Below are 12,346 nucleotides of genomic sequence, written 5' to 3'. Positions count from 1 at the left end.
GACACCCGTAATCGGAGCCTGGGCCGAGCAATTACCAGGAATATCCGTTCCAAGGCAGAAGCCCGGATTGAAGCTGCTCGAGCACCCGGTCGGCGGGCTGCACGTCGAGCAGGGACACCACCCACAGGTTGCGCCGCCGGTTGGAGCCGCGGTGGGGCATGACCCATCCGGCCGGGATGGGATAGGGCGGAACGGTTGGTGATTGTCACACATGATGCATCGTGCCGCCCAGGTACGACGCTTTCAGGTGTGCTGCCGGCCGGCTAGCTCTCCAGGAACGTCCCGACCGCCTCGGCGAAGCTGTTCGGAGCGGTGACCCAGGGGTAGTGGGCTCCGGGCAGCACGATGCTGGTCCCGCGCGGGAAGATCCCGGCCAGCTCGGCCGCGTGCGCGGGCAATGGTCCCGGGTCCTGCTCTCCCGCGATCACCAAGACCGGCGCTGTGACCTTCGCAAGGCTCGCTCGGGTCTTCTCGGCCGCGGGCAGGTCGGTGTGGAAACGCTTCGCCGCCTCGACCGAGCGTTCGGCAAACCGTGTGGCGTGTGCTTCGGCGGTTTCGTTCCAAGGACTGTAGAAGAACGGCTGCGCCTGCAGGCGCCGGCTCTCATCGCCCGCGTCCCACGCCTTGAGGTCTGGCAGCCTGCTCTCATACCAGCTCTCATCAGCTCGGCGCTCGATCTGGGCGTACCACTGCTCATCGGTTATCTCGATCCCCACCGGACGCACGCTCGGCGTGACCAACACCAGGTGACCTATTCGCTCGGGATACCGGGCCGCATACAGCAACGCCAGCCCTCCAGCCGCCGAATGCCCGAGCAAGTCCATCCGCTCGAACCCCAGATAGACACGCAGTGCCTCGACATCCGCGACCATCCGGTCCATCGCATACGTGTCTGGATCAACTGGCGCCGCGGATTCGCCTGTCCCTCGATTGTCCAGCAAGAAGAGCCGACGCTGAGCCGCCAGGCCGCCGAGATCCCCCAAATATCCCGAGGACCGCCCCGGCCCGCCCGGCAAGCAGACCAGCGCCGGCCCTCCTCCCCGCTCATGGCAGACGAGCACGGTTCCGTCGTATGAAGCGAAACTGACCATGCCCGTCATCCTCGCATCGGACCCAGCCCGGTCACGAAAAATGATCTTTCTTCACGTGGTCGGACGTGAGGGCGAGTGGCTCGGTGACCGTTACCTGGGCGGGCCGCAGGAGGTGGTCACCGACGCGGTAGCCGGCGGCCAGGATCGTGCTGCAGGTCGCGTGGTCGACCTCGGTGGAACGTACGTGGAAGAGCGCCTCGTGGCATGCGGGGTCGAAGAGCTCACCGGGTTCACCGAAGGCATGGAGGCCGAGGGCGGCCAGTTCGGTTTCCAGCGCCTGGGCGACCTGCTGGAAGCCGCCGTGCACCTCACCCAGTTCGCGGGCCCGGGCGACACCGTCCAGCACGGGCAGCAGACCGCGGAGCACGTTCGCCACAGCGGCCTCGCCGACGGCCAGGCGATCGCGCCGGACCCGCTTGCGGTAGTTGTCGTACTCCGCCTTGACCCGCTGCAGGTCCGCGGTGCGCTCGGCGAGCAGGGCCTCCAGCCGTTCGATCCGTGACGGCACGCGAGGCCTGGCCACCTTCGGAGCGGATCCTGAGCGGGCAGGTGGCGGTGCGCCGGTCAGGGCCGGCACCTTGTCACGCCGCGCCCCGGCCGGGAGCGGTGGAAGACCGGTTCGCGGTCGCCCTGTTCGCCGGAGATCAGGCGGGCGGCTCATCCGGTGTCTCCTTGCCGCTCGTCCTCATCGACGATCTCCGCGTCCACGACCTCGTCCTCATCGGCCCCTCGCCGTGTCCCGGCCGTTCCCGCATCCGCGCCCGCGGCGCCGCCCTGTGCCTGTGCGTACATCGCCTGGCCCACCTTCTGGGCGGCGGCGGCCGCCTTGTCGGTGGCGTGGCGGATGGCCGTGACGTCCTCGCCCTTGAGCTCCTCCTTGAGATCGGCGAGGGCGGCCTCCACCTCGGCCCGCACATCGCCCGGCACCTTGTCGGGATTGTCGCGCAGCACCTTCTCTGTGGTGTAGACGAGTGTCTCGGCTCTGTTGCGGGTCTCGGCGGCCTCGCGCCTGCGGCGGTCCTCCTCGGCGTGCTGCTCCGCATCGCGCACCATCTGGTCAATGTCCTCCTTCGGCAGCGCGGATCCACCGGTGATGGCGATCGACTGCTCACGGCCGGTGCCGAGATCCTTGGCCGAGACGTGCATGATGCCGTTCGCGTCGATGTCGAAGGCGACGTCGATCTGGGGGACGCCGCGCGGGGCGGGCGGCAGACCGGTCAGGTCGAACATGCCGAGCTTCTTGTTGTACGCCGCGATGTCGCGCTCGCCCTGGTAGACCTGGATGTTCACCGACGACTGGTTGTCATCGGCCGTGGTGAAGACCTCCGAGCGCTTGGTCGGGATCGTCGTGTTGCGCTCGATGAGCCGGGTCATGATGCCGCCCTTGGTCTCGATGCCGAGCGACAGCGGGGTGACATCCAGCAGCAGGACGTCCTTGACCTCGCCCTTGAGCACCCCGGCCTGCAGGGACGCGCCGACCGCGACGACCTCGTCGGGGTTGACGCCCTTGTGCGGCTCCTGGCCGCCGGTGAGCCCGCGGACCAGGTCGATCACGGCGGGCATCCGGGTGGCGCCCCCGACCAGGAGGACATGGTCGATGTCGGACACGTTGATCCCGGCATCCTTCACGGCCTGCTGGAACGGGCCCTTACAGCGGCCCAGCAGCTCGTGGGTCAGTTGCTCGAACTGCGCACGCGACAGCTTCTCGTCCAGGTGCAGCGGGCCCTCGGCGGAGGCGGTGATGTAGGGAAGGTTGATCGTGGTCTCCGTGGCGGTCGACAACTCGATCTTGGCCCGCTCGGCCGCCTCGCGCAGCCGCTGCACCGCCATCTTGTCCTTCGACAGATCCACCCCGTAGCCGTTCTTGAACTGCTTGACCAGGTGGTCGACGACCCGCTGATCCCAGTCGTCCCCGCCCAAATGGGTGTCCCCGGCGGTGGCCTTCACCTCGACCACGCCCTCGCCGATGTCCAGCAGCGACACGTCGAACGTGCCGCCGCCCAGGTCGAAGACCAGGATGCGCTGGTCGTTCTCCTTGTCCAGGCCGTAGGCCAGCGCCGCCGCCGTCGGCTCATTGATGATCCGCAGTACCTTCAGACCGGCGATCTCCCCCGCCTCCTTGGTCGCCGTGCGTTGCGCGTCATCGAAGTAGGCGGGCACCGTGATGACGGCGTCGGTGACGTCCTCCCCGAGGTAGGCCGCGGCATCGCGCTTCAGCTTCTGCAGCACGCGCGCGGCGATCTCCTGCGCTGTGTACCGCTTGCCGTCCACGCTGCCGGACTCTGGGAAGCGCCAGTCCGTTTCGCCCATGTGGCGCTTCACCGACCGCGCTGTCCGTTCCACGTTGGTCACCGCCTGGCGCTTCGCGACCTCGCCGACCAGCACCTCACCGCTCTTCGCGAAGGCCACCACCGACGGAGTCGTGCGTGATCCCTCAGTGTTGGCGACGACGGTCGGCTCGCCTCCTTCCAGGACGCAGACCACCGAGTTCGTCGTGCCCAAGTCGATACCGACCGCTCGTGCCATCTCAGCGCCTCCCTCGGGTCCTCACTCCCGTCGCGCCGCCACCCCACTCACCTCCTGCAAAGATCCTTCGTCGAATCGATGCGGCTGTGACCTGCAGGTATGGAAGAAACTTCCCCTATGACCGGTATAAAAACTCGACGAACACTTGTCAAGATCCGCCGTTTGCGAGCGGGCGGTCGGCCGCGCCGCGGCTCTCGAACCCTGCTCTTCCCCTACGCCTTCTTCACGTCCCCGGGCGCGTGCGGGTCCCCTCCGTACTGCACCGCCCGGATCTCCCAGCTTCGCGCGGCCGCCTCGTCGCCGCGGTCGCGCAGCAGGCCGATCAGGCGCTCCATCGCTGGGACCAGCCCGGCCTCGGCGGCACGCAACCACCAACACTCCGCCTCGGCGCGATCATCATCCTCTGCCAAGAGCACGCCGAGGTTGTACATCCCCACCGCGAAGCCGGCCTCGGCCGCCCGGCGCGTCCACATCACGGCCCCCGTTAGGTCACCACGCTCCAGAAGTACGGCCCCGAGACCCACCATCCCACTGGTGTGCCCGGCCTCCGCCGCGCGGCGCCACCAGGCCTCGGCCGCCGCGGCATCGGATCGGCGTAGCAGCAGGTGGGCGGCGTAGTCGACCATCGCCCCGACATCACCGCCCTCGGCCGCCCGTCGCAGCCACCGAACCGCGTCGTCAGGCCGCCCCTGAGCGTCCAGCGACTCCGCAAGCCGTACCATCGCGGACGGATCCCCGGCCTCGGCCAGGGCCCGTAGGTGCCTCAACTCGGCCCCGTCCTCGCCTTTGGAACGCCGCCACAGTGCCGCCATGGCGAGCATCATGCCGCACCGTCGGAACCGATCTCGACCGCCACTTCAGCGCCCCGGGCTTGTGCACGGCCCTCTTCCCGGACTTGTCGCTGCGGGCCTCGTACTGCGGCTCGTCCGGCGACGCGGCGATCACGAGCGGGGCGATCCGTGACCCTACTGACACGCCGCTGAGGTCTCCCACGGGACGGCTGCCATATCCCGCCCCACGCAGGACTTTGGCCATTTGCCGGGCATCGACGAACGGGCCATGACCCATCCGGCCGCCCGTCCGGTGCCAGGTCGACCGGATCAGATCTCGGGGACGGGTGATCCAGTGTTGGCCTTCGAGCCGAGCAGCGCGCGGAAGCCCTCACCCAGGCTGCGGCCCTGAGTCCATCCGCGCGCTCGATACCGACGGTGTCGACCGTCGGTATCGAGCCGCACGGTCACCGTCACCGATCGATTCGGCCCGGTACGGATCCAGGCCTCGTGGACAGCGTCGGCCGAAATCCATCCTGGCCGCGATTCGGCCGGCGCCCGCCCTTCCAGCGCTCGTGGGACGAGCGCCGCGAGCCTCGCTCTCGTCTTCGCCGGCTCGACGACGTACCCGTTGCCGGAGAACGTCACGATCACCTGCTCGCCCGAGTCGACCCACACCTTCCGGACCACGCCGTGCATGACACGGGATCGTAGGGGTCGGCCCAATCGGGAACAACCAATCTCTTCAGCGCCCGTCGCGTTAGTCCTTGAAGTAGTCGCGTTAGTCCTTGAAGTAATGGCCTGCCGCCAGGTCGGGGATCAGCTCGGTCCGCCCGGGGTGCCATCCCAGCCGCTTCTGGGTCAGGGTGCTCGAGGCCGGGACGTCCAGCGAGAAGAATGCGCCGAGGAAGCCGAAATGGCCGTCCGCCTCCTCGCGGGGGATGGAGGTCACCGGCACGTCCAGATGCCGGCCGATGACCTCGGCGATGTCCCGTACCGGCACACCCTCCTCGCCGACCCCGTGCAGGCAGGCGCCCGCAGGCGCCGCTTCCACGGCCAGCCGGAACAACCGCGCGGCGTCGAGCCGGTGCACGGCGCACCAGCGATTGGTCCCCTCGCCCACGTAGGCAGAGACGCCCTTCGCGCGGGCGATGCCGATGAGCATCGGGACGAAGCCGTGATCACCCTCGCCATGCACAGAGGGCGGCAGCCGCACCACCGAGACCCGTACGCCGCGCGTGGCCAGCGACAGCGCCGCCTCCTCGGAGGCGATCCGAAGCGCAGTGGGCACCCCGGGATCAGGCACGTCCTCTTCCGTCACGACGCGGCCCGGAGCCAGAAGGGCGGTCCCGGAGCTGATGACGAACGGCCGATCGGATCCCGCGAGCGCCTCACCGATCGCCTCGATGGCGCGCCGATCCGTCCGGGCGGCGGCCGCGAAGTCGGAGAAGTCGTGGATGAACGCGGTGTGGATGACGCCGTCCGACCCGGCCGCTCCGCTCCGCAGGCTGTCGAGGTCCTCGAGAGTGCCCCTGTGCACCTCGGCCCCGGCGGCGGCCAGCGATGCGGCGGCCGGGTCAGAACGGGCGAGGCCGACGACCTGATGCCCGTTGTCGAGGAGTTCTCCTACGACCGCGGAACCGATGAATCCGGTCGCTCCGGTGACGAAAACGCGCATGCTGCACTCCTTCGGTGAGATGAGGTGGTCCGGCCCGGCGCGGTCTCGAAGCGCCGGGAGCGGTGGTCCCATCGTCGGAGCGGGAAGCGGTCCGTGTCCAAAGCCTCTTCCGTATAGGGCAATGCGATTCAGGCATCACCGCAGCTCAGATATCTTTCGACAGCAGGACAGGTAGTCGTACGGATTACACTCCAGGCATGACGGACTCAGCTTCCGTACCGGACCTCGATCTGCGGCTGGTGCGGTACTTCACGATCGTCGCCGAGCACCGGCATTTCGGCCGCGCCGCCGAGGCGCTCCACATCACCCAGCCGTCCCTGAGCCGTCAGATCCGCCGCCTCGAGCAACAGCTCGGCGCGCGCCTGCTCGACCGCACCCCGCAGGGCACCCGGCTGACCGAGGCCGGGGAGGTCTTCATGCCTCGGGCCAAGGCGATGCTGCGGTCAGCCGCCCAGGCCGCGGCCGCCACCCGTGCCGCCGCACAGCCCAATCACATCACCGTCGGCTACACGAGGGGCATCATCGTCACCCCCGCAGTGCGCGAACTTCGGCGCCGGCATCCGGACGCCGACGTACAGGCCCTGCATCTGGACTGGAACGAACCACGCGCCGCCCTGCTCGATCACCGAGTGGACGCGGTCGTGACCCGGCTGCCGTTCCCGACCGACCGACTGCACGTGACGGTCCTGTACGACGAGCCCCGAGTGGTCATAGTGCCCCTCGACCACCGCCTAGCCGGCAAGGAGTCCGTCACACTCGACGACATCGCCGACGAACCGATGCCCCGGATACCGGGATCCGACGCGGCTTGGAGCGCCTTCTGGCGCCTCGAACCGCGACCGGGCGGTCGGCCGGCACCCGACGGCCCGACCGTGGACGCCCTCGAGGACAAGTTCGAAGCCATCGCCGCCGGCCACGCCGTGGCCATCTCGGCCGACATTCACGGCAAGGGGCTGCGTCCCGACCTCACCACGGTGCCCTTGGAGGGCGTCGAGCCGAGCCATGTCGTCCTGGCGACCCGCGCCGACGACCGCAGCCGCCTCGTGGCGGCCTTCCGCAAGGCCGCCCAGGCCCACCTCAGCGGTAGCGGTCCAGTGCCCACGGATCGAGAGCGCTGAAGACCGACACCTCGTTCCGCAGGCCGAACCTGGGCGTCAATGGACGACGGCAGCATCCCGGGCTGAACGTCCCCACCGGGCGTCGCCGGTGCCGCGCGGCGGAGGCTGAGTCACGATGTGGAGAGGGGACGGCCGGCACGGTAGGAGTCGATCATCAGCTGGGCGATCCGTGCCGTGCCCTCACGCACGCGCCGGCGGTCCGCGTCGGTCGTACGACCCGGGCCGGTTCGCATGTACTGAACCTTGACCAGCAGGTTGGAGCTGCGGGCGACCAGGTCGGTGTAGAAGACGTCGCCGGTGTCGCCGGTGTCGTAGGCGAATGCCTCATCGCCGGCTCCGGGGACGGCTCGTACGGCCCTGGCGCTCGCATGGGCACCTGCTTCGATGTCGCGCCGTAGCGTGGCGAAGTCCTCGTGCGCCGTCGCGATCACGTCCAGAGGCGGCCGGTCCCGAACGACGCGGGAAATGATGCGCACCAGATAGTGGGGCGAGCCGCTGTTCTCCTGCCATTCGCAGCCCTCGGTCGGGGAGAAATAGTCGCCGAACGGACCCATCGCGTCGCCGGTGTAGGTCTGGGACGCGGCGACCGGAACGTACGGTTCCAACTGCTCGCGGCTGATCAACCCGCAGCTGCCGGGGAGCTCGTTGATCGGTGTCGGTCCCCCGGCCGCCCGCGTTGATGGGCGCGCCCCGGGCGCCGGGCGCCCGTCGCGCGGGAAGTCGAGCACGATCACCCCTATGGCGATGAGCAGCACGACCGCGACGGCGACCGCGAGAGCCGCCGCAAGCCGGTGCCGCGTCGGCCACGGTCCGGCGATGCCTCGCCCTGGCCCTGCGAAGCCGCCGGACGGCGGCGTCGGGGCCTGCTCGCCGGACGGCGGCGTCGGGGCCTGCTCGCCGTCCGCGACGCGCTGCAGGAACCGTTGCGTCGACTCGGCGTCCGGGCGCGCGGCGGGATCCTTGGTGAGCAGCGCGAGGAGTACGGGGGCAAGAGGTCCGGCACGCCGGAATGGGGCGGGCTCGTCTGCGAGCACGGCGCCGAGCACGCCCATGGGCGTCTCACCTGCGAACGGCAGGTACTGCTCCACCAGTACGTAGAGCGTCACCCCGAGCGACCACAGGTCTGATTCGGGCCCGGCCGGCTCGCCGCGCACGCGTTCGGGCGCCATGTAGGAAGGGGAGCCGATCAGTGCGCCGGGCCGGGTGAGCGGGGCGTCACCGGCGAGCGCGGCGATGCCGAAGTCGGTCAGCACGGCCCGGCCGTCGTCGCGCAGGAAGATGTTCGCCGGCTTCACGTCCCGGTGCAGAACGCCCCGCGTGTACGCGTGCCGCAACGCGTCCAGCACCTCTACCCCGATCGCAGCGGCCCGCCGCGGCTCCAGCGGACCCTCGCGCGTGACGACCTTGTCCAGTGAACGGCCGGTCAGCATCTCCATCACGATCCACGGATGCCCCGCGGACTCCACGACGTCATGCACGGTGACGATGCCGGGATGATCCAGCCTCGCCGCGGCACGCGCCTCCCGCATGGCCCGCCGCACCGCGGCCACCCGCCGCCCTGGACTCGAATCGCGCGGCAGCGTCAGCTCCTTGACCGCGACATCGCGGCGCAACTCCGTGTCGTACGCACGCCACACCGTGCCCATGCCGCCCCGGCCGAGCTCCTCCTCCAGCCGATACCGCCCGGCGAGAACCTCGCCGCGCCCGCTCACCCGCGCCCCTGGAGCCGGACGAGCGTCTCCACCATCGCCGCGGCGCCACGCCGCGCGGCCTCCGGCGCCGGAAACCGGGCGTCCCGCCGACCGCAGTAGCGGACGCCGGCGATGACGTTCCCCGCACGGACGAGCAAAGTCATGCAGTCCACAGGTGCGGAAGAGCCGTGCATCCCGTAGGAGTACGCCTCATCGCCGACGCCGGACACCATCGCAGGCGGCACCACGGTCCCCTTCACCTCACCGAGGGGCTTCGGGCCGGACCATTCCGTGGCGGCCCCCTTCCGCGCGAGCCCTGGTACCGACCCCGTGTTGTTCCAATGGATCGCCATCCGGTCGTGAGCCTCCGTCGGTGACGCCAGAACCTCAATGGTGAGGGCGCTCAGGAACCCGGTGCCATTGGCGTCCCACCAGTCGCATCCGCCGGTGTCCGTGACATGGCGTACGGCGTCGGAGATGATCCCGCGCACTTGCTCGTCGGTCAGGATGGAACAGGGCCGCACCTCGCCCGCCCTGATCGGTCGCGGCGACGCGGGCGCTCCGGGCGTTTCATGCGATCCGGGCTCGTCGCCGCGCGGCCAACCGCCAACGCCGACGATCGTGGTGGCCACGGCCGCCGCGACGACCACCGCCGTCACGATCCACACCACGCGCCGCCGAGGCATGCGGGCTGTACGGCGCGGCCGCGACAGGCGCGGGAGTCCTGCGTCCTCGCCCTCCGTGACGCGGCGCAGCGCGGCCCGCGCCTGCTCCGCCGTGATCCGTACGGCCGGATCCTTGGCGAGCAGATGTTCCAGCACGGGCGCCAGCGGCCCGGACCGGCGGGGTTCCGGTGGGTCCTCGGCGAGTACCGCGCCGAGCGCGGCCAGCGGAGCGTCCCGCGCGAACGGCGCCCGTCCTTCTGCCGCCGTGTACAGCGTCGCGCCGAGCGACCACAGATCCGACGCCGGCCCGTACGGCATATCGCGCAGCCGCTCAGGTGCGACGAAGCCCGGCGTGCCGAGCAGCGTCCCTGTGCGAGTGAGCGCCGGATCGCCTGCGATCGCCGCGATTCCGAAATCCGTGAGGACCACCCGGCCGTTCGCCGCCAGCAACACGTTCGCGGGCGTGACGTCCCGGTGCAACAACCCCCGGCCATGCGCGACGGCCAGCGCGTTCAGCAGGTGCAGGCCGATCCGCGCCACGCGCTCGGGTGCCAGCGGCCCCTCCGCCTCGATCGCCTGGTGGAGCGACCGGCCTTCGACCAACTCCATGACGATCCAGGGACGCTCGGCCTCCGTCACGACGTCGTGTACGGTGACGACACCGGGATGATCGAGCATCGCGGCGGCCCGCGCCTCGCGCGCGACCCGCTCGTACAACACCTCCCTCTCACCTGGCGTCACATCCTCGGGCGGCTCGATCTCCTTGACCGCGACGGGACGTCCGAGCACCTCGTCGTGTGCCCGCCACACCGTGCTCATCCCACCTGACCCAAGCCGGTCGAGCAGCCGGTAACGGCCGCCGACACGACGATCTGCCATTGACACTCCGCAACGAGGCGATCCAGGTACGTGGCGTAAAACCCTAAATTAGCCGGAGAGTCGACGATCAAGTTGGGAGCAGGCGCGACGTACCGACTGCGGTGACAGCCGGATCCGAAAACCGGTCGGCCCGCCCGCGTACCTGTGCATAAGCTCCACATCTCGTCGCCAGGCGTGGCGGCGGGAGACTGCTCGGGTGGTCTCTACCCGCCGGCTCTTCGGACACCTCTGATGTCGACGACTCCGCTGAAACAGATCTCTACGTCGCGTGGGAGGAAGGCGTGGCCACGAGCGCTTGTCCAGGGTACGGCCTCGATCTACCGGGCGCGGAACCTCGTCGCGGCGGAGGGCCGCCGGATCCCACATTCCACGCTTCGCCGGAACGACGAGCGGTGGGGACGCTCTGTCTGGGCCGCATGGAGCCACGTACACGCCGAGATCGCCGAGATGACCGACCGCCAACTCCACGGCCGGCGCCCCACTGCCCAGCCGCCCTTCGGGGACGCGCGTGAGCTGCCGCATCAGGTCCAGTGAACCGCTGAGGTGTCATGATCGCCGCAACCGGCCTTGCGCCGCAGCCCAGGACCGGGCCGACTGGCAGCGCATGCATACGGAAGCCGAGCAGATCCAGACCGGCCGCCACCCGGTCGGCCCGACCCTGGCCGAGGTGCTGACCCGTCGGGGAGTCCAGATCTAGCCGTGTACGTCGTCCGCATGGGCAGCCCGATCGCCGAAACGCAGATCGACGCCCTGGCCGACCACGAGGTGGACGTTTCACTGAACATCTACGAGGTACTTCGGCTGACCCCAGCCAACGGCCGCAGGCTCAACGATCTCACGGAAGATCAGGGTTGGCGTGTCGCCAGGCGGCGCCTGGCAGCTCTCGCGTTGTCCCGTCGCTACGACGTAGCACGATGTTCGGCGACTCCGTGGCAAACCCGATGTCGTGGAACGTGTACCCCTGGCCCTTAAAGATCTCCTTGAGCTCTTCCACACGATCCTCGGGCACGGTGAATATCAGCTGAAAATCCACCGAGTCGCCGAGGATGAGGGAGGTCACTTCGGTATTGCTCAGCTCGGCGACCTCCCTCACCACGTCGATGACCGGCAGTGCTTTCTCCTCCACGATGAACCCGACGCCGCTGCGGGCTGCGATCGATTCGATTCCCGCCTTGAGCCCGTCAGAGGAGTCTTGGCAGCTTGTCGCCAGTCCGCTGGTGCTCAGGCACCGTCCCTGACCGACCAGCGCCTGTGGCCTCCTCCAAGAGCTGAGAAGGAACTCCTCGGCAGCCGCAGATATCGCACCTTCAGCGATGTGCGGCTTGGTGAAGTACTTCTGTGCCGCCGCCGCGATCCCTGTCGGTCCCGTGATGCACAGCCGATCACCTGGACGGGCTCCGCTGCGCAGAAGCGAACCTCCTGCCTCGACGACACCCATCGCCGAGGCCGAGAGAATCAGGCGTTCGGCGGTGCCGATGTCACCGCCCACATTGGGCGCGCCCACCGACTCGCAGGCATCGTTGATGCCATTCATTACCTGGGCAAACTGCTCGTCGGGCATCGTCTTCGGATATCGGATGACCGACAACAGGGCGATGGGTTGGGCACCCATCGCGGCGATGTCGCTGAAGTTCGCCATCGCCAGGTAGTAGCCCACGTCATAGTCATCGAGATAGCCGAGTTCGTAGAGGATGAACTTGGAGCCCCGGACATAGTCGGATCCCAGGACCATCTCTTGGGAACCGTCCATGCGGAACACCGCACAGTCGTCCTGCGCATCGGCACCGACCAGCAGTTGTACGGTCTCACCGTTGGAAAGGCGATGCGACCGGCCGGTCTGGCCGGCGAACATCGTGCTGATGATGTTGGCGAGCCGGGTGGGCTCGTCGGAGGCCGGACTCGTCGTTGACATGTCGGGATTCGCCTCT

At 69.1% G+C, this 12,346-nt stretch carries 11 protein-coding genes and 1 pseudogene; 1 reads left to right on the top strand and 11 read right to left on the bottom strand.

The features are described from left to right. Positions 1-31 precede the first annotated feature (31 nt). From HKK72_RS40505 to HKK72_RS01700, 8 genes and pseudogenes are all read right to left on the bottom strand, one after another. Positions 32-160: a hypothetical protein gene (locus HKK72_RS40505; protein WP_261986420.1), complete on the bottom strand. Its 129-nt coding sequence runs from the start codon at positions 158-160 to the stop codon at positions 32-34. 103 nt (positions 161-263) lie between these two features. Then, positions 264-1,100, bottom strand: a complete 837-nt coding sequence (locus HKK72_RS01730) for an alpha/beta fold hydrolase (RefSeq protein WP_222720178.1) — start codon at positions 1,098-1,100, stop codon at positions 264-266. Positions 1,101-1,122: 22 nt separating this feature from the next. Further along, complete coding sequence (gene grpE, locus HKK72_RS01725) at positions 1,123-1,599, bottom strand: nucleotide exchange factor GrpE (protein ID WP_315987012.1); 477 nt, start codon at positions 1,597-1,599, stop codon at positions 1,123-1,125. 149 nt (positions 1,600-1,748) lie between these two features. Then, a complete protein-coding gene (gene dnaK / locus HKK72_RS01720; protein ID WP_187232393.1) occupies positions 1,749-3,617 on the bottom strand; it encodes a molecular chaperone DnaK in 1,869 nt (622 codons plus the stop codon). Between the two features lie 212 nt (positions 3,618-3,829). After that, positions 3,830-4,429, bottom strand: coding sequence for a tetratricopeptide repeat protein (locus HKK72_RS01715; RefSeq protein WP_261986471.1), 600 nt, complete (start codon positions 4,427-4,429; stop codon positions 3,830-3,832). Between the two features lie 82 nt (positions 4,430-4,511). Continuing rightward, positions 4,512-4,652 (bottom strand): annotated as a pseudogene (locus HKK72_RS40500) (hypothetical protein); the annotation flags it as partial. Between the two features lie 65 nt (positions 4,653-4,717). Further along, entirely contained in the window at positions 4,718-5,086 is a 369-nt protein-coding gene (locus HKK72_RS01705) for a hypothetical protein (protein ID WP_187232390.1), read from the bottom strand. Between the two features lie 82 nt (positions 5,087-5,168). Beyond that, entirely contained in the window at positions 5,169-6,065 is an 897-nt protein-coding gene (locus HKK72_RS01700) for an SDR family oxidoreductase (protein WP_187232389.1), read from the bottom strand. Positions 6,066-6,262: 197 nt separating this feature from the next. On the opposite strand from HKK72_RS01700, the gene HKK72_RS01695 reads away from it, so the two are divergent. Next, positions 6,263-7,183 carry a LysR family transcriptional regulator gene (locus HKK72_RS01695; protein WP_187232388.1) on the top strand — a complete coding sequence of 307 codons (921 nt, stop codon included), beginning with the start codon at positions 6,263-6,265 and terminating at the stop codon, positions 7,181-7,183. A 110-nt stretch (positions 7,184-7,293) separates the two neighbouring features. Here HKK72_RS01695 and HKK72_RS01690 read toward each other — a convergent pair whose 3' ends face one another. From HKK72_RS01690 to thiL, 3 genes are all read right to left on the bottom strand, one after another. After that, positions 7,294-8,895 carry a protein kinase domain-containing protein gene (locus tag HKK72_RS01690; RefSeq protein ID WP_187232387.1) on the bottom strand — a complete coding sequence of 534 codons (1,602 nt, stop codon included), beginning with the start codon at positions 8,893-8,895 and terminating at the stop codon, positions 7,294-7,296. After that, positions 8,892-10,418 carry a serine/threonine-protein kinase gene (locus tag HKK72_RS01685; protein ID WP_187232386.1) on the bottom strand — a complete coding sequence of 509 codons (1,527 nt, stop codon included), beginning with the start codon at positions 10,416-10,418 and terminating at the stop codon, positions 8,892-8,894. Before HKK72_RS01685 ends, HKK72_RS01690 begins: the two co-directional genes overlap by 4 nt. An 835-nt stretch (positions 10,419-11,253) precedes the next feature. Continuing rightward, positions 11,254-12,330, bottom strand: a complete 1,077-nt coding sequence (thiL, locus tag HKK72_RS01680) for a thiamine-phosphate kinase (RefSeq protein ID WP_187232385.1) — start codon at positions 12,328-12,330, stop codon at positions 11,254-11,256. Positions 12,331-12,346 lie beyond the last annotated feature (16 nt).

This window comes from Actinomadura sp. HBU206391, from assembly GCF_014323665.1.
GTDB lineage: Bacteria > Actinomycetota > Actinomycetes > Streptosporangiales > Streptosporangiaceae > Actinomadura_C.
Note: the sequence above shows the minus strand (reverse complement) of the source record. Positions and strands in the feature narration are given on the sequence as shown.

Excerpts from the sequence above, each read along its gene's own strand:
- thiL (WP_187232385.1), bottom strand. The coding sequence starts at position 12,330 with ATGTCAACGACGAGTCCGGCCTCCGACGAGCCCACCCGGCTCGCCAAC.
- HKK72_RS01685 (WP_187232386.1), bottom strand. The coding sequence starts at position 10,418 with ATGGCAGATCGTCGTGTCGGCGGCCGTTACCGGCTGCTCGACCGGCTT.
- HKK72_RS01715 (WP_261986471.1), bottom strand. The coding sequence starts at position 4,429 with ATGGCGGCACTGTGGCGGCGTTCCAAAGGCGAGGACGGGGCCGAGTTG.
- dnaK (WP_187232393.1), bottom strand. The coding sequence starts at position 3,617 with ATGGCACGAGCGGTCGGTATCGACTTGGGCACGACGAACTCGGTGGTC.
- HKK72_RS01695 (WP_187232388.1), top strand. The coding sequence starts at position 6,263 with ATGACGGACTCAGCTTCCGTACCGGACCTCGATCTGCGGCTGGTGCGG.
- HKK72_RS01730 (WP_222720178.1), bottom strand. The coding sequence starts at position 1,100 with ATGACGGGCATGGTCAGTTTCGCTTCATACGACGGAACCGTGCTCGTC.
- HKK72_RS01705 (WP_187232390.1), bottom strand. The coding sequence starts at position 5,086 with ATGCACGGCGTGGTCCGGAAGGTGTGGGTCGACTCGGGCGAGCAGGTG.
- HKK72_RS01700 (WP_187232389.1), bottom strand. The coding sequence starts at position 6,065 with ATGCGCGTTTTCGTCACCGGAGCGACCGGATTCATCGGTTCCGCGGTC.
- HKK72_RS40505 (WP_261986420.1), bottom strand. The coding sequence starts at position 160 with ATGCCCCACCGCGGCTCCAACCGGCGGCGCAACCTGTGGGTGGTGTCC.